Raw genomic sequence first — 18,437 nt, forward strand, 5'->3', positions numbered from 1 at the left:
CGTGAATTCAGATAATAAGTGCAATGCCCATGGTGCATAGGAGAGAGGCGGTCAACTACCAGTTAGGGTACGCTTCTTCTCGCCAAAGAAACAAAGCGATACACCATGAAATACCAGCAGTTGACCGAGGGGCTACGATACCAGATTGCCTGCCTCCGTGACCATGGCCTGTCACAGGCCCGCATTGCCAAACAGCTCGGGGTTCATCCATCGACTATCAGTCGTGAGCTTCGTCGTAATTGTGCTGGGCAGGCCTATCAGCCGCAGCAGGCTCACCAACTTGCCACGGCACGACGGCTGACGAGTCAGAAGCGTACTGTCCCGTCTGATACCATCGACTTTGTTTGCATGGCGCTGGTCGCGGACTGGAGTCCCGAGCAAATCAGTGGCGTTGGAGACATGATTAACTGCCCGGTTAGCCACGAGTGGATATACCGCTATGTGGCACGCGACAAGGCCAACGGTGGCACGCTATACCGGCATCTGCGTCAGGGTCACAAACGCTATCGCAAGGGTAAGAACAGCAAACGCAGTGTCATTCCCAATCCGGTATCGATTGATGAACGCCCTGCGATAGTCAATGAGCGGAGCCGTGTGGGAGATTGGGAAGTCGATACCGTGTTGGGTAAGCAAGGCAGCGGTGCAATAGTGAGTCTGTTGGAGCGTAAGAGCCGGCTCTACCTGGTTCAATACGTTCCCAGCAAAACAGCCAGCGCGGTGGCGGACACCATTATCAGCATGCTGAAACCCTACCAGGCACATGTCCATACCATCACAGCTGACAATGGTAGCGAGTTTGTCGAACATGAACGTGTTGCAGCAGAGCTGGAAGCGCAGGTGTACTTTGCGCATCCATACAGTGCATGGGAACGGGGACAGAATGAGAATAGCAATGGTCTGCTGCGGCAATATGTGCCCAAAGGCAGTGATTTGAGTGTGGTGACAGCAGAGGCACTGTCAGCCGTCGAAAAGCGGCTGAACTTCAGGCCGCGCAAATGCTTGGGATTCAAACAGCCACAGGTGGTTTTTGACGAACTTCTGAAAGCAGCCTGATTTTTAATCGGGAATTGCACTTCGAAGTTGAATTCGCGCTTGCGTGGATGCTGTTTCAAGGTTCTTACCTTGCCGGGGCGCTCGGCGATCAGCCAGTCCACATCCACCTCGGCCAGCTCCTTGCGCTGTGGCGCCCCTTGGTAGCCGGCATCGGCTGAGACAAATTGCTCCTCTCCATGCAGCAGATTACCCAGCTGATTGAGGTCATGCTCGTTGGCCGCGGTGGTGACTAGGCTGTGGGTCATGCCACTCTTGGCATCGACACCAATGTGGGCCTTCATGCCAAAGTGCCACTGATTGCCTTTCTTGGTCTGATGCATCTCCGGATCGCGTTGCTGCTCTTTGTTCTTGGTCGAGCTGGGTGCCTCAATGATGGTGGCATCGACCAAGGTGCCTTGGGTCATCATGACGCCTGCTTCGGCCAGCCAGCGATTGATGGTCTTGAACAATTGGCGGGCCAGTTGATGCTGCTCCAGCAGGTGGCGGAAATTCATGATGGTGGTGCGGTCCGGCAAGGCGCTATCCAGGGATAACCGGGCAAACAGACGCATGGAGGCGATTTCGTACAGAGCATCTTCCATCGCGCCATCGCTCAGGTTGTACCAATGCTGCATGCAGTGAATGCGTAGCATGGTTTCCAGCGGATAAGGTCGCCGGCCATTACCAGCCTTGGGGTAAAACGGCTCGATGACTTCCACCATGTTTTGCCATGGCAGAATCTGCTCCATGCGGGACAAGAAAATCTCTTTTCTGGTCTGACGGCGCTTACTGCTGAATTCACTGTCGGCGAAGGTGAGCTGATGACTCATGATGAACCCTTTTTCATGGCTCCAGATGACAAACATGATCTCATATCAGGGACTTGTTCGCACCTTCCCTCGGTAAGTTCCCTTCAAACTGCATCGATTTGGGAAACAACGCCGTTGAACATTGAACTGCTTTTCAAACTCTACCGGCGACAGCCCATTATTGGAACCATGGCACCGGATTTGGTTGTAAAACATCTCGATTCAATCAAGTACATCGCTGTAGATTCAACTTGTTAACGCAACTCTCAACGCGTAGTTGGGCCTGCGTCAAACAAAACTGCCCAAGGATGGTCAATTGAATAAAAGCTATTGATTGGCAAGCAAGAAATCTATGCTATGTGAGGGCAATTTAACAACATTATCGCTTGGCGGTAGCTGCTGCTTGGCCAGCCACACCAGATCACAAATACCATCCGTCGGTTCAAAGGCTGCCGGAGCATGCATCAGGATGTCGCGCACTTGCTGTTGGTCAAAACGCTGACAAGCATCATCCAGTGAGGCCAGCAAGGGGCGCAGTCGCGACCAGGGCAGCCAGCTCTCTTGTGCCACCATGATCCGGGGATGCTCGGTTCCTCTGGCATCATCACCAATCAGTAACTCTTCGTAGAGCTTTTCACCCGGCCGCAACCCCGTCACCTCGATGGCAATATCCCCATCGGGCCGCTGCTCATCACGCAGTGTCAGACCGCTGAGGCGTATCATGCGTTTGGCCAGTTCCATGATCCGTACCGGTTGACCCATATCGAGCACAAAGACATCGCCCCCCTCCCCCATGGCGCCAGCCTGGATCACCAGCTGGGCAGCCTCAGGTATCGTCATAAAGTAACGGATGATATCGGGGTGAGTCAGGGTGATGGGCCCCCCTTTATCTATCTGCTGTCTGAATAACGGCACCACTGAGCCGGAAGATCCGAGAACATTGCCAAAACGCACCATACAAAAACGGGTGCTATGCTTCTCGCGGGTCAAGGCTTGCAAGATCAACTCGGCCAGACGCTTGCTGGCCCCCATGGTGTTGGTTGGCCGCACGGCTTTATCGGTAGAGATAAGCACGAATGTTTCCACCCCTGCCTCAATGGCCGCCTGTGCCGCATAAAGAGTGCCGAATACGTTGTTACGTACCCCTTCAATGATGTTGAACTCAACCAGCGGGACATGTTTGTAAGCAGCCGTATGGTAGACGGTCTGGATCCTGAAGCTCTGCATCACAGTCTTGAGACGATGCTGGCGCTGCACTGAGCCCAGTAACGGCACCAGATCCGTTTCGATTTCTTCACGCTGACACTGCTCCCGCAGGTTTTTGTGCAGGACATAGAGGGCGTATTCGGATAGTTCGAACAGAACCAGAGTGGATGGCCGGCACCGCAAGATTTGGCGACAGAGCTCAGAACCAATGGAGCCACCGGCACCTGTCACCATGACCGCTTTGCCCTTGATATTGGCTTCCATCAAGGTGGTCACAGGCTCTACCGGATCTCTGCCCAACAGATCGTCGATGGAAACCTCATTGAGCTGATCTATGCGAGCCGAGCCATTGACCAGATCGGCCATTCCCGGGATAGAGAGTACTTCGCAAGAGAGGGGCTCAAGTGCATTGATCACCTCCTGACGACGCGCTCTGGTGCTGCTCGGCATAGCCAGCAAGATCTTCTGTACCCCATGGTGGTCAATCAGGGCTGGCAACTGAGCACTGTGATAAACGGTACAGCCCTGGATCACGCATCCCTGTTTGGCGGGATCGTCATCAATAAAGGCGACGGGATAAAACTCATTACCTTGCAACAAGGCCATTTGAAGCTGTCGACCCGAAGAACCCGCGCCATAGATCAACACCTGGGTACGAGCCAAACGGGTGGTATTAAGGAGCGCCCGGAAAAACAGCCGCACACCGCCGACCAGTAACACCAAAAAGGAGAGATAGATAACCGAGACCGTTCTCGGCAGAAAGATATCAAAGTAAAACGCAGAGAGAACAAAGAAACAGGTTGAAAGAAATGCCCCTAGCGAGATTGTCCATAGCACCCGAAAGCTGACGTATCGCAGCACTGCGCGATAAAGCCCCAGCCTTACAAACAAACTGATGCTGACAATGATAATTGCGCCAAGCAGTGCCCAGTGATGCGGGCTATCGATGGGCCAGTTGTGTTCAAGCCGGATCCAGTACGCACCCCAATAGGTCATGGTGATCAAGAGCATATCAACGGCGACAGAGATGACACGCTTGCTGGCTCGTGACAGGGAGCCCAGGCAAGTCAGTAGCCAGCTCCCACCGGGTAAAAGCTCATTTCTCATTCTGGTACTCCTGCATTCAGGTGATACGCAAGAAAAGCTAACGGCAAGTAGGCAATGACCAGACCGCTCACACCATCGAGCTGGCCCAATACAATCATGACAGCGATCGGCGCAAGCCAGAGGCTATTTATAAGAAGCACAGCCAAGGTTACGTTTCGATGGCTCTGCCAACGCCTCGCCAGATATTGATAGCCATGAGTACGATGCGCCTCGCTCAGACGACATTTCAGACGATAGCGATTCAGTAACGTCCAAGTCGCATCAACCACAAAGACTCCGAGCATGACGAGCCATGCCCACAGGAATTGAGGCGCAGAAGCGGCATCCAGCAGCATCAGGGAAGCCAGCATCAAGCCAAGAAATCCGCTGCCACCATCACCCATAAAGATCCTGGCGGGCGGAAAATTCCAGCACAAGAAGCCAGCCGCCGAAATCCCCAGTAGCAGGATCAAACTGGCAGACGACCACTCCCCCCCAACCAGATAGTGAAATAACGTCATGAATAGACAGACGACAACGCCTTCACCTGCCGCCAAGCCATCGATGCCATCCATAAAGTTGTAGAGATTGATAAACCAGATCACCCCCAGCCAGACCAGCAGGTAACCAAACCAGGCCAGATCGAGCTGCCAACCAAAGAAGGTCAGCGCTGGCAAACCATTAACCGCAGAAACCACCAAAGCGGCCGCCATGCTCTGCACAATCAGGCGGGTTCGAGGCTTGAGAGAGATGTGGTCATCGATAAAACCAACCAATGCAATGCCCAGCGCCGCAGCCCATATCAATGCAAAGCTGCTCTGGGATATGCCGGCGGGCAGTGGGATCAGGGTAACAAACAACGGGGCTGCCAGCAGAAAGGTCGCCACGATAGCCATGCCACCGCCTCTCGGGGTAGGCACCTGATGCGAACTGCGATGATTGGGTTGGTCAAGCAAGCGGGTCTGGGCGTAGCGCCTGAGCAGGCCGGTCATGGTAATTGAAAGAAAAAGACAAAATATCGACAACAAAACAAATGCCAGCATCAAGACGACTCACTATGGATTGACGCCATCAGAGATAAGGTCTGAGAGAGCGAACAGGGTGCCGACCATTGTAATCGGCTCTGAGCCTTGCGGGTATTCATTTCCAGAGAGCCATAAATCCGTTGTAGCTTGGCATCAATCCCCAAACAGCGTCCAAGCCCTCTTATTACTCCTGGTGGGAGATAAAAGAGCCGACAGCTAACTCCTTCTGCTTCTGCAATCGCCGCCAACAACTGAGACGTCGACACTGCGACAGGATCTGCGACTAAAAAGACCTGGTTCACTGCGGCAGGGTGCTCCATCGCATGGGCAATGAAGTCACACAGATTCGGCAACGCTAACAGGCTACGCGCATTGGTCAAACGGGCAAAAGGGAGCGGGATCCCTTTGCGCACCCACGTCATCATACTGGCAAAGTTAGCCTTCACCCCTTCCCCATAAATAAGAGGAGGACGAATAATGGTAACAGCCATATCGCACTCTTTCGCGAGCGCCATGAGACCCAGCTCCGCCTCATACTTAGAGCGTCCATAGGGATCTTCTGGCAGACTCTGCACATGCTCATCAAATGGCTTGCCTGGCTCGGTCTGCTCGCCATTCACTTTAATCGAACTGATAAAGATGAAGCGCTTCACCCCAGCCTCAGCAGCCTGCCGGGCAAGAGCGAGGGTGCCCTCTGTATTCACCGCTCGAAATGCTGCCAGGGGATCTGTCGCGGTATCCGACATCACGTGCACCCTGGCAGCACAGTGAACAACCACATCCACCTGTTGTAATTGGGCTGTCCAGTTGGCATCCGCAGTCAGAGAGGGAGCATGAAGATGGTAAGAAGCCAGCGGGTGACTTCGCACCGCTCCTCTAACATTCGCCCCCAGCGCCAGCAAGTGTTCACAGACCGCCTTGCCTACAAATCCGTTGGCACCTGTGACAAGAATTCTAGGTATGGACATACAGTTTGAGATAGGCATTTCAAGATGAATAATAATTTGAGATAACTTTTTCATATAATGTCATATATTTATCAATCATGACATCGGCAGTAAAGTTATGTTCAAATCTAGCCTTTGCATTTTTCCCCATACGCTCGGCTTCATCTTGATCATCCCATAACTTTTTCATTGCAGATGAGAGAGCCTCACTATTTGCTGGCTCAACTGCCAAGCCGGTTTCACCATGCAGATTGATATATGTAGTGCCTGTACCAATTTCGCAAGTAATCATTGGTTTACCATACATTGATGCCTCTAACAAAGTCATACCAAATGCTTCAGAGCGCAGATGAGATGGAAATACCACAGCGTAACACAAGGTCAATAACGCATTTTTATCTTCGTCGGGCACAGGCCCGACAAAATGAATATTTTTAAGTTGCAGTTTTTCCGCCTGCTGTTTTAACTCCAGCTCACACGGCCCCTCACCGATGACCACCAAGGGATAATCTAGCTCTTTCAGTGCTTCCAACAGAAAAGACAACCCCTTATAATAACGCAAAAAGCCAATAAATAAATAAAACTTTTCTGGCAGTTGGGTTTTCCACTTGCTTAAGGTACTCAAAGCGGGTTGGCTATATGACTTTTCATCTAAACCATATGGAATAACTTCAATTTCTCGATCAAGTGATTGCAGCACCGAGCTGGTTTGTACGTAATTTGGTGCTGCAGCAACTACGGCATCCACATTCTTAAGGAAGTGCATCATCAGCGGTTGATAAAGCTGCAACAGATACTTTTGTTTTACGATATCGGAATGGTAGCTCACTACGCAGGGTTTATTCGGGCGAACCAGCTGGTGAACCATATCCATATAAGGCCATGGAAAGTGGTAATGGATCACATCAGCCTGCGCTACGAGTGCTTTAAACTGCGTTATCGCAGACCACGATAAGCCGGTTGAGGCGATATAAAAATCTTGTTTTGCTGTGTGCACTGTGTGGTTGGCAATGGAATATGTTTGCTTAGGATGTTTAGCACTTAAGGTTAATACATCAACATGGGCACCCGCTTGCACTGCCCCTTCGGCTAATTGATAAATAACTTGCTGAATACCACCAAAGGCATCTGGGTAATATGTTTTAAAAAAATGAAGGATCCGCATTAGCTTTCTAATACCTTTTGATAAACCGCCAGCGTTTGCTCAGCACACCTTTGCCAAGAAAATTGCTGTGATTGTAGCAATCCATTAGTGATCGCTTGGCTGCGCCAAATGTCATCTTCCAAACTGGTGAGCAATAACTCACTGAACGTGACCGTATCTTGCGGGGCGCACATCAAACCGGCCTCACCAACCACTTCAGGTAATGAAGAGGAATTCGAGCAAACCACCGGAACACCAGAAGCCATCGCCTCTAATACCGGCAGGCCGAACCCTTCATAGAGAGAGGGGAAACAGAATGCTTTAGCGCCAGAAAATAGAATAGGCAAATCGGCAGCAGGTAAAAATCCAAGATAACGTGCCCATCCCTGTTGCTGCGCTTGGCTAATTTTCTCCATAATCTGTTCATTTTGCCACCCCTGATAGCCGGTCAATACCAAGGGATAACGCTGCCGAGTGGCTAACGGCAATCTGGAATAGGCATCCAGCAATACCGATAAGTTTTTACGCGGCTCTATAGTACCCACATAGAGCGAATAGCCTTGATAACTCAGGTTATATCGTTGCAACACTGCTTGGCATAGCGCCGAACTCCTGGGTTGAAAATCAGCCGAGCAGGCCAACGGAACGGCGAAAATACGCTCGATTGGCCAGTTAAAGTAATTAGCTAACTCTTGTCGGTTGTAAAGCGAATCGGTGATCAGGGCATCGGCAGTGGCCAGGGTATTTAAACACTCCTTTTGAATGAACCTGATCCGCTGAGGGGTATTGCATTGCGACCAGGTGAATGGAGAAAGATCATGGAAGGTGGCGACTTTTTTGCCCGCAAAGGGGGGCAAAAAGAAATTAGGACCATGATAGAGAAAGTCTTCATGTCCTTTTAATAGCTGCTTACGTAAAAAAGGCATCAATAACCGATAGGCTTCAGATGCGAGATGGCTAGATTGCACCCAACGTTTTAGCGAATGGCTATTGGCCGCCTTTTCTTGTGCTGTTGGCAATTTGGAAATAAATCGCCGACCAGAAAAAAACGCCAGATGGTCTATCGCAGAGGTTTGTTGCAGTGCTGACGCCAGCTCCCATGTGTAACGGCCGATACCGGTCAACGGAAAGCGGATCGGCTCGACAGATAAAATCACCTTCATGCTTGGGCTAACATCCAGCGCAACGTGTCTGTTAAATCATGTGTCTGCCAATCACCAATTAAAGAGCGTAATAAACTGGCATCACCACACAGTGTTTTTACTTCATTGGCGCGCACAAAGGCAGGGTTAACTTCAATGCTCATCTTTTGGCCGGTGATCATCTCGCACATGGCCATCACTTCTCGAAGGCTGTGGGTTTTACCAGAGCACACGTTCACGGTTTGGCCAAATGCCTTGGCTTCAATTAAACGGCGGTATGCGTTAACCAAGGTACGAACATCACTAAAATCTCGCCACACATCAAGGTTACCCAGTTCAATGACATCGGCATTTTTCTTAAAGTGCGAGACGATTTTAGGCAACAAGAAGTTATCCGTTTGCCCGACGCCAGTGTAGTTAAACGGGCGAGTAATGATAATCGGTAAGCGATCCATCCACAGCTTGGCCATATGCTCCATGGCTAATTTACTCACCGCATAATCATTGGCAGGGTCAGGCAAGGTTTGTTCAGAAAGCATCCCTTCGGAGCGATTTCCGTAAATATTGGCACTGCTGGCTAACAAAACGGCTTGCGGTTGATGGTGAGCACTGGCCAACACGTCAAGTAAATTTCGGGTGCCAAGCAAATTGACCTGATAAAAACCATTGGCATCGCCATGGCCAACAAAAGCCAAGGCTGCCAAATGAATGACCACATCTGGTTTTATTTGGTCGATCACCTTAGCCAAAGTGGTTTTATCATTTAAATCTGCTTGATAATAATTGGAAGCATCACTAGGAATAACTCCTACACCAAAAACCTCATAACCGGCATCAGTCATTTCCGCAGACATATAGTGACCAGTGAAACCCTGGATACCAGTAATTAGCACACGTTGTTTTTTCATATCAAACCTTTAGACATCACCAATTTAAACAAGTCATTGATAGTATTATATGCCACAGTTTACCCCAATAAACTGAACCGCTAATGCTACATGTCGATTGTCACCATCAGGCTTGCGCGCATCTGGTAAGAAAATTATCGCATCTAACTGTTTACCTTGAACATTTGAGTCAATATTAGCTTTTAATTCAAAGGGACCATCGAGAAAACCCTCAAATTCAACTTTACCATTGATTAATAATTTGACATTTTGATTATGAAAAGTAAATCCTTTTATAAAAAGTCTACAGTCTTCAGAATGCTTATCAAGCATGAGCGAAAACTCTGAACGATATCCATTTGACCACCTGTGATTTTGTTCTGCTAACGACCACCCAGTCTTGAAAAGAATCTCATTAGAACGATGGTCATACTCATGATTATATTTTATAGGCTTGGGTAACATTGGCAATTTACCCGATGGGAATATCTCTAACCATCTTTCAAATGAATACTCATCCAAACAGATTAATCGATTATCTTGAACAACACAGTTATCCCTTACTGTCGAAGATAGATTTAATGACATTTCTGGTTCCATGACCAGCAAAATCCGTTTAGGAAGGATAGTATCTAGGTAACCCTGCATTGTCATACAATTTGGATTTGAACGTGCCGTATAACCGGTGTTAATTGTCTTATTTTCTGCCGCAGCAAGGCGCTGCATGCTTAAATAATAATCCAGAGGGGTGTCCTTACAGCCAAAATCAGGTAAAACTATTATATGGTCAAATTGGAATGCAATGTTTTTAAGGTTACTATCAACTTCACTGGGATCGTTTTTCTGGTGTGTCACATTAATCACACGCTCCCGAATTTCAGCAGTATCCCATATTTGTAACAGGGTAACTAGAACCAAAAAAAAACGGCTAAACTTAGAACTATCTTTTAAAACGACAAAAAGAGATAAAAAAAGAACAGCATAGAATGGTGGCCATATAAAACGTCCACTCGCCCTAAAAACACTCGTTATTTTATCAAAGAAATTTGGCAGTGGATAACTTAGAACATTATGGTTTTCAATATAAACATTATTGGATGCTGCATACAACACAAACAACAACATAATAATTGAAAACAAAATATTATTTCTTATTAAGACCATGCATTTTGTAAAATGCACTAAGAGTGAATAAAATAACAAAAAAATCAATCCCAGTCCAAAATATGAAAACCCTTCATATTGCTGGCTTGGAAAATCACACTGAATTAAACGTCCACCACAAAATGGTGAAGAAAGATTAAATGAATATATTCCAAATCCACCAGTACTAGCGCTTATGCCCGTACCTATATAGCCAAAAAACCAGGAAAAAAATAAAAATATCACAACAGGAATTATTGATTTGTAAACTTTATTTAAAAAACCATATTTTACATTGCGCCCTCTCCATATTGCAGCGATGAAAATAGGATATATCATCGGTACAAAATATGGGTGAATGAGCAATCCCAGAACCAATATGGATGAAAAAGCAGAAATAAGTGATGTTTCGCTCCAGCACCCTTTAATATAATTAATATAAAATGAAAAGGAGAATATTAATAAGCTATGAGTCATCAGTGCTGTATGCCCCAATCTAAATAATAATGGGGGGCTAACCAAACAGAAGATAACAGCAATGACAATCGAAAAGATACTTTTGAAATTTAGCGCTCTAAACAGATAAGTAACAGCGATCGCTTGTGACAAAAACACAATAACATGCCACAAGCCAATATAATGAAAATTTGCAGGCAAAAAATATTTTAATAATTTAAAAAAAAGACCCGCTAACGGAATGCTATCCATATAGGCAATATTTATACCTTCTGGCCAATTCATATTTCTTGTTAATAAAAGCGGAAAGTGCCAACTGTCATGCAAATAAAATAATGCGCCAGCAGCATGCTGAGCGGCATCGCCCGATGTAAAATATGTGCTATCACCTAAAACAAAATCTAGAGTATACAAATTAAAAACAATAAAAATTGAAATTAATATTGCAATACTATAAGAAAGAAATGCTCCACGCTCGGATAACATCATTTTATTGAAATATGAATACACTATTTTCTACCTTAAAATAATAAAAATGGTCGATGAGAAAAAACTCATCGACCAAATATATTAGAAGCTAAATCCCTGTTGATTGCGGCGCAGATCTTCATTTACCATCATCTGGCACAATTCCTCCAGCGTGGTTTTGGGCTCCCAACCTAACACTTCTTTGGCTTTGGCTGGATTGCCAATTAGCAATTCAACTTCAGCTGGGCGATAGAACTTCGGGTTAACCTTTACCAACACCTTGCCAGTAGCAACGTCAATGCCCACTTCCTGTTCCGCTTCACCCTCAAAGCGCAGAGTAAAACCCGCCGCTTTAAATGCCATAGCAACAAAATCTCGCACGGTTTCGGTGCGGTTGGTGGCCAGCACAAAGGTATCTGGCTCGTCAGCTTGCAGCATACGCCACATACCTTCAACGTACTCTTTGGCAAAGCCCCAATCGCGCTTGGCATCGAGATTGCCCAACTCGAGCACATCCAGCTTGCCGAGTTTGATCTTGGCAACTGAGTCGGTGATCTTACGAGTTACAAACTCCTGACCACGCAGTGGCGATTCGTGGTTAAACAAAATACCGCTGCAACCGAAAATACCATAGCTCTCACGATAGTTAATGGTGATCCAGTGAGCATACAGCTTGGCAACCCCATAAGGACTGCGCGGGTAGAAGGGCGTATCTTCCACCTGTGGGATAGCCTGCACTTTGCCGAACATCTCAGAGGTTGATGCCTGGTAGAAACGGATCTTCGGGTTAACGATACGAATAGCTTCCAGTAAATTGAGCGGGCCAATACCGGTTATCTCGGCCGTAGTCGCGGGTTGGTCAAAAGAAACCCCCACAAAGCTTTGTGCTGCCAGGTTATACACCTCGGTCGCGTGGGTGGTTTGCAACAAGCGAATGCTGGCAGACAAATCAGTCAGATCATATTCAACCAAATGCAGGTTAGGGTGCTTGGCAATGCCCAACTCTTCAATCCGCCAAAAGTTCACTGAACTGGTGCGACGATAGGTACCATAAACGGTATAGCCTTTTTCTAACAATAACTCGGCCAGATAAGCGCCGTCTTGCCCTGTGATACCGGTGATAATTGCATTTCTATTCAATTTAACGTCCTCTTAACAACGCCATTTAAGTTGATGGCAAAATTTTACTTAATAATTGTTGTGCACTTTGCTGCCAAGTTAGCCAAGGCATATTTTCAGATGAACGAATTATACCCTGCTCATATCTTAACAACCAAATTTGGATAGCTTGTGCAAGTTGTCCTGGCGTATCCGCATTAAAATATTCTGCATATTCACCAGCCACCTCTCGGAACACCGGAATGTCTCGCGCCATGATTGGCAACTTTTTCTGAGCGGCTTCGATCAGGGGCAAACCAAAACCTTCGTCATACGAAGCTGCAACCAAACAATCACAACTGGAGTAAATTAAATTCAAAAACTCATCGCTAATACCATCAAGAAAGAACAGTCTATTGCCATTCTCTGGGTGACCTTTCAGTTTAGCTATAGTCCTAGGGATATCTCTTCTCATTTCATCAGGTAACCCGATCCAACCTTCTTTACCAACTATAACTAAATTTACATCAGTACCAGCATTCCATAGATCTTCGAAAGCTTTAAGTATATCGGCATATGCTTTGCGAGGTTCTATAGTTCCAACCATCAAGAATGAAACACGTTCTTTCATCCGTTCTATTACGTCTGAATAATTCGAAGGTAGACCTTTAGACGGAACGGAGTTTTCTATATCAGCTCCAAGATGAAAATAGTCTAACTTAAATGATCGCTTTCTACCATAATGCAATCCATTTTCGCTGACCCACTTCGAAAAATCTTCGGAAACATGTTTCGATATACCAATTACACCATCCAATAATGATACTCTTTCCAACCATTTTGCATGGTTTATACTTGCATCAGGTGGAAATACTTCAGGTAATCTAACAGGAATAAGATCATACACAATAAAATAGAATAAAACACCAAGTTCCCTAAGGCTTTGAATATACCCAGCATCTGAACTATCTATGATTGCTGAACCAGATAGATCCAAACCAAGTATAATATCACCTGCGCATGCATCTATAACTTCATCTTCTAATGTGTCTTCTGGTATATTTAATAATCTGCAAGTATACTTTCTTGCATATACATACCGCCATTGACCACTTATTCTAGATAGGTATACTGGTTCAACTCGATAATTGTCTATGTTTTCTCTAAGAAGTGTTTGCACTAGGGATCTAACAACTCGTTCTATTCCGGTTTTAAGATCATTAGTATGCGTAGCTGTTATATCCAAGAAAAGACGTTTTTTGGAGGAAGCTAAGGGATAATTCTTTGCTAATGCATCAGATAAGTCCATCAGTTCGAGTGAATCTAATCCATCATGACAGCTTAGGTGATTTATTAAAGTAGAAAGTGAACCTTCCTGTTTTAAATAAAATTGTTCAATTGCATCCGCATATAACCTAGCACACTTTATCGGATCATGTTTCTCTCTAATCACAGACTTAGCACGCTTACCCATTTCAGATCGGCGCTCATTATCAGCCCATAGATCCTCAAGGGCTGAGACTAAATCCTCATCCGTAAATTCGTCAGGTAATAAATAAACAGATTTAGATTCTAGTTCAGCCATAGAACCATTTGCATTAACAATCACCGGTAATTCATGATTCATACTATCAAGCACAGCGGCAGAAGTCTCCCCACGAGAATGAGTCCTCAACTGTACTGCTACATCTGCCGCACTAAGGTAGTGTTCAAAATCAAATTTAGAAGCAAACCCAGTAATTTTGATATTAGATGATAGTTGGCTTGATTTTATTTTTTTATTTAATTCTTCTCCATAATCTCCGCCATGGTTATCTCCTACAAAAATGAGAAAGCAGTTACTTTTTTTACAAAGTGAACTCTTTAACCATGCATCAAGCAACCTATGGCTAAGTTTTGTGGAATCGATAAAACCAAAACTACACACAACAAAATCATCTGAATTGATGCTCAACTGATTTCGAGCATCCAATTTATTAATGTCTTCACTTGAAGACCTCAAAAGAGGGATAACACTCCATCTTTCATCAAAATGAATGCCATACCATGTTTTTGCTAAAGTTTTGCTATATTCAGAATGAACAATAATCCCTAGCGCATGCTGTATTACTTCCCAATTAGTTGGGTATTTGAGCTTGGTTAATTCTGGAGAGAAAATCTTTTCATATACCGCTTGGTATCCATGCGACAAGTACAGTCCTTTTGACCACGCATTATATATTCCCCAATGCTGTTCAGACCAAGAGATCAATCCACTGGAGTAAAAATCATGCAAAACGACAACCCCTGGAATACATTTCATAAGCTCTAGCATATGCTTATGAAATGGTGAGTTTCCCATCTGATAAATAACTCGATCAATAGATTGGACATTGTCGATAAGCCACTTAACATCTCGAACATTAAAAGTGTCTGCAAACGTTAGTTCAACGTCATGTTGGTCAACAATCAATTCAATGTCATAATAGTCAGCTAATACAGTAAGTAGCTCTGCGCTGTAGTCAGCTATTCCCGTTCGTTCTGGTGGCATAGGGGAAACAAATGCAAGCCGAGGCTTTTTACTATAGTTTGATGGCAAAAAAGATTGCTTCAAATTATTTTTCTTCAAGCCTTCCCATGCAGCAATGGCCAGTTTGGCCGTTTTTTCCCAAGAGAATTTTTTAGCTTGTTGAAAACCGTTATCCCTGAGTCGAACACAGAATGCTTCGTCACCGAGAGATTGAGCCATCTTGTTAGATATGGAAGCAACATCGAAGGGGTCAAAAAGAGCGTCTGGCCAACCGATAACTTCAGGTAAGCTGGAGGTATTAGAACCGATGACAGGTGCGCCGCAAGCCATTGCCTCCAATGCAGGCAAACCGAATCCTTCGTGCCAAGACGGGAATACGTAGAGTTTGCACAGATTATAAAGCTGGACTAGCTCGTCATCACTGACATAGCCACTAAAGAGCAGTTCGTCATTTTGCAGGCCGTTTCGCTTGGCGATGTGCTGTAGATCCTCGACATTTCCGTCCGGCATTTTACCGGCCAAAAGCAACTGGTGAGATTCCCGCAGAACAGCAGGTAACTTTGCCCAGGCTTCGATCAGGCGAGGGAGGTTCTTGCGCTCGTCAGCGCCGCCCGTATATAGGACGAACGGACGGTTAAGACCTAGTCTGTTGCATAGCGTGGCGGAAGTCGAAGCATCTATCTCGACCACCTGAAACTCCGGCGCAATCGCTGTCGAAATGTTTTCAAAGCGTTCTGCGTCCACACCGAGACAATCCAAACCCTCCTGCCTTGCATGTGCCGAGATGGCTAAATACACAGCAGCTTGTTTTAGCGATTTAAGTTTTCGATCGTAATAGGTTGCGTAATTCTGGTTCGGTTTCAGGTACTGGTCTGGATTGAGCAACGGAATCAGGTCGTAAAGGCTGACACTTACCGGAGTGCGAGAATCGAGCCTTCCGATGCTTGTCACCGCATCATCCACGTAGCCTTCGAACAGACTTGTGACATGAATTACATCTGGACAAAGACTTGCCAGAAATGCCTCGCGCACCAGTTCGGCCACCTCTCGTCGAGTGCCATTAGCTGGCTCGACTTCCTTGACTGGTCCCGGCGCATACCACACCCGAATATTTTCTTGCGGCAAGATGTCATTAAAAGCTGCGCGAATCGGCTCGATCGAATCCGGCAACAGACCGGATAGCGCCAAAATAACTTCATGCTCACCACGGTTACGCACCACCGCACGCGCGAAGTCCATGGTGTAACGTCCAATCCCTCTAAAGCGGCTTTCGCTTTGCGCCCCCTGCATATCAATAACAATACGCATTATTTTCCACCTTTATTTTTTAATTCAATCGCCCGTTGCAGTTCTTTATATATTTGTTGGGCTCTGGGTGTTAAATTTGAAATTTCGGTTGGCACTGCAACTGAAATTTTACTGCAGGGTTGCTGATTGATAACAATCCGCATCAACCGCTGTTTTAACCAAGGGAAACGTGCCAGATTACTCTTCAAATGCAATGCGACTGACGGCTTGCGATTAATATAATGAATCGCGTTGATTAGCCAAGGTCGCATAAGTATTTTTATTTTTAAAACTAAAACCGCGAATGCCTGCTTGAAAAATGACATATCGCCGCCTAGTACGCGTTTTATACCACGTATCGGCCGAGTTAGCCGCCAAGAAGTGCTGGCATAGACCGCTAATAAGCGCTGATGAAATTCTTCTGCAAACGCTTGCGATTCACGCACCTGCTCTTGCGCTTCTCGTGCTTGCTCTTGTTCACTTATTAGCCGCACTTGCAATTCCCGTGTTTGCTCTTGTTCACTTATTAGCTGCTCTTGCAATTCCCGTGTTTGCTCTTGTTCACCTATTAGCTGCTCTTGCAATTCCCGTGTTTGCTCTTGTTCACTTATTAGCTGCTCTTGCAATTCCCGAGTTTGATCTTGTTTACTTATTAGCTGCTCCAGCAATTCCCGTATTTGATCTTGTTTACTTATTAACTGCTCCTGCAATTCCCTTGCCTTTTCTTGTGTTTCCAATACTATTTTTTGGAAGTGGATGTTTACATTATTCACATAATTATGTTCTTTTTTTTGTACCTGTATTGCCTCTTCAATTGCTTTCATCCAAGCATCATGTGGATCAACCAATGATTCATATGCATCATTTGGATTAATATCGATTAATGCTTTACGTAATAATTTAAAAGACCACTCATTAAGTGGGCGGTTCCATAACTTTAACGCAACATTATCATAAGGGCTAGGCAATCTGAAAGGACTGATTGATATTGTTCTTAGTGGAACAGGATTATCAACAACACCAGTTAAGAGCTCTCGAATAAATATAAAAAATGAAAGGAAAATATTTTTTGGCCATACACAATCCTCAGCTATTTTAGAGATTGAACCAAAGTCAATTAAATTGATTTCTCCGCTATCTGATACGAGTATATTCCATGTGCGAACATCATTATGATAAAAGCCAGCATTCTCTAGAATTACAAGTTTATCAAGCACTGATATTATAATCGCATAACTATCCAAATCTTGCCCTTCCTGCAAAAGTTCAAGCAGCAAACGACCAGGTAGTTTTTCTATAGCAATTAATGCTTCTTGCTCAAGTTGCTCATTTCCCTCCGAAAAAATGGCCCTAGGCGTATGAAAATCTGGTGGCGGATTCTTAAAAAAATTGACCTCATTTTTAAACTCTGCCTTATTGATAACAGCATTATCATTATTAAATGAATATTTTTTAAGAATATAATTTTGACCAAAAAAATAACGCCGACTACCTGCATGACAACCACCAGCCAACGCATGTGGGTTTTCTGACCAACGATAGAACTCATCAGCTACGGTATCAATTACCCAATAGCGATTACTAGCGATAAAAAATGGTCTAGGTAGATCAGCAAGATGAGTTGAATGGCTTGCAATCTTATGCACAAATGCTAAATCGTCTAACAACACCATCGGTGTCTCTGGCTGACTCGGCCCCCAATATAAAGGCTCCTCACGCAATGCCAATTCAAGGATTAAAACACCACATTGACTTGCTAAACGATTGAGCATTTCTTTTACGGAACTAACACCATGTTCATGAACAATATGATGGAAAACACTTAGACCAAGCACCAGATCGTATTTATTGGGTTCTAAAGTATCGATGACATTTTCAATACGACCTGTTTCAAAATTTGTATTCAGATCGGGATTTTCTTCAGCCAGCGCTCTGCATACAGCCACATTTTTGTCGAGAAAATCGACACCATGAACAACTGCACCACGCTTAGCTAGATTGAGACTAAAAAAACCCTGCGCACAGCCAAGGTCAATTACTCTTATTGGCCGACCAAGCAAATTTCGCAAGGCATCATGAACGCGAAAAATATGTTTAAGGCGATCTTCGCACGATCGAGAAACTTGTCCAGAAAGCTCCTGGTGGCGATAGATGGGCTGATACACTTCCGGCAATGCGGATACCAGTTCCTCAATCAT

Annotated in this window: 11 protein-coding genes and 1 pseudogene; 1 reads left to right on the plus strand and 11 read right to left on the minus strand. The window is 45.5% G+C overall.

Features of this window, described 5'->3' with window-relative positions; all coding sequences use genetic code 11:
- Positions 1-105: 105 nt before the first annotated feature.
- A complete protein-coding gene (locus AB5Z09_RS17495) occupies positions 106-1,053 on the plus strand; it encodes an IS30-like element ISAeca1 family transposase (RefSeq protein WP_012564931.1) in 948 nt (315 codons plus the stop codon).
- Between the two features lie 32 nt (positions 1,054-1,085).
- Here AB5Z09_RS17495 and AB5Z09_RS17500 read toward each other — a convergent pair.
- The 11 genes and pseudogenes from AB5Z09_RS17500 to AB5Z09_RS17550 all read right to left on the minus strand — a co-directional run.
- Positions 1,086-1,862: pseudogene (locus AB5Z09_RS17500) on the minus strand (IS5-like element IS5 family transposase); the annotation flags it as partial.
- Positions 1,863-2,168: 306 nt separating this feature from the next.
- On the minus strand, positions 2,169-4,154 hold the full coding sequence (locus tag AB5Z09_RS17505) for a polysaccharide biosynthesis protein (protein WP_368195839.1): 1,986 nt from the start codon (positions 4,152-4,154) through the stop codon (positions 2,169-2,171).
- On the minus strand, positions 4,151-5,176 hold the full coding sequence (locus AB5Z09_RS17510; protein WP_368195840.1) for a glycosyltransferase family 4 protein: 1,026 nt from the start codon (positions 5,174-5,176) through the stop codon (positions 4,151-4,153). The genes AB5Z09_RS17505 and AB5Z09_RS17510 overlap by 4 nt, the downstream gene beginning before the upstream one ends.
- Positions 5,176-6,126, minus strand: a complete 951-nt coding sequence (locus AB5Z09_RS17515; RefSeq protein ID WP_368195868.1) for an NAD-dependent epimerase/dehydratase family protein — start codon at positions 6,124-6,126, stop codon at positions 5,176-5,178. The genes AB5Z09_RS17510 and AB5Z09_RS17515 overlap by 1 nt, the downstream gene beginning before the upstream one ends.
- Before the next feature lie 19 nt (positions 6,127-6,145).
- The gene (locus tag AB5Z09_RS17520) at positions 6,146-7,270 is read right to left on the minus strand and encodes a glycosyltransferase family 4 protein (RefSeq protein WP_368195841.1); all 1,125 of its coding nucleotides are present in this window, start codon (positions 7,268-7,270) and stop codon (positions 6,146-6,148) included.
- Complete coding sequence (locus AB5Z09_RS17525) at positions 7,270-8,412, minus strand: glycosyltransferase family 4 protein (protein WP_368195842.1); 1,143 nt, start codon at positions 8,410-8,412, stop codon at positions 7,270-7,272. Before AB5Z09_RS17525 ends, AB5Z09_RS17520 begins: the two co-directional genes overlap by 1 nt.
- Positions 8,409-9,299, minus strand: a complete 891-nt coding sequence (locus tag AB5Z09_RS17530; RefSeq protein ID WP_368195843.1) for a GDP-mannose 4,6-dehydratase — start codon at positions 9,297-9,299, stop codon at positions 8,409-8,411. Before AB5Z09_RS17530 ends, AB5Z09_RS17525 begins: the two co-directional genes overlap by 4 nt.
- Positions 9,300-9,344: 45 nt before the next feature.
- Positions 9,345-11,387, minus strand: coding sequence for a DUF6311 domain-containing protein (locus tag AB5Z09_RS17535; protein ID WP_368195844.1), 2,043 nt, complete (start codon positions 11,385-11,387; stop codon positions 9,345-9,347).
- A 60-nt stretch (positions 11,388-11,447) separates the two neighbouring features.
- Positions 11,448-12,485, minus strand: a complete 1,038-nt coding sequence (gene gmd / locus AB5Z09_RS17540; RefSeq protein ID WP_368195845.1) for a GDP-mannose 4,6-dehydratase — start codon at positions 12,483-12,485, stop codon at positions 11,448-11,450.
- Between the two features lie 25 nt (positions 12,486-12,510).
- Complete coding sequence (locus tag AB5Z09_RS17545) at positions 12,511-16,260, minus strand: glycosyltransferase (RefSeq protein WP_368195846.1); 3,750 nt, start codon at positions 16,258-16,260, stop codon at positions 12,511-12,513.
- The gene (locus AB5Z09_RS17550; protein ID WP_368195847.1) at positions 16,260-18,437 is read right to left on the minus strand and encodes a methyltransferase domain-containing protein; all 2,178 of its coding nucleotides are present in this window, start codon (positions 18,435-18,437) and stop codon (positions 16,260-16,262) included. Before AB5Z09_RS17550 ends, AB5Z09_RS17545 begins: the two co-directional genes overlap by 1 nt.

This window comes from Aeromonas sp. R2-2, assembly GCF_040908355.1.
GTDB lineage: Bacteria > Pseudomonadota > Gammaproteobacteria > Enterobacterales > Aeromonadaceae > Aeromonas > Aeromonas veronii.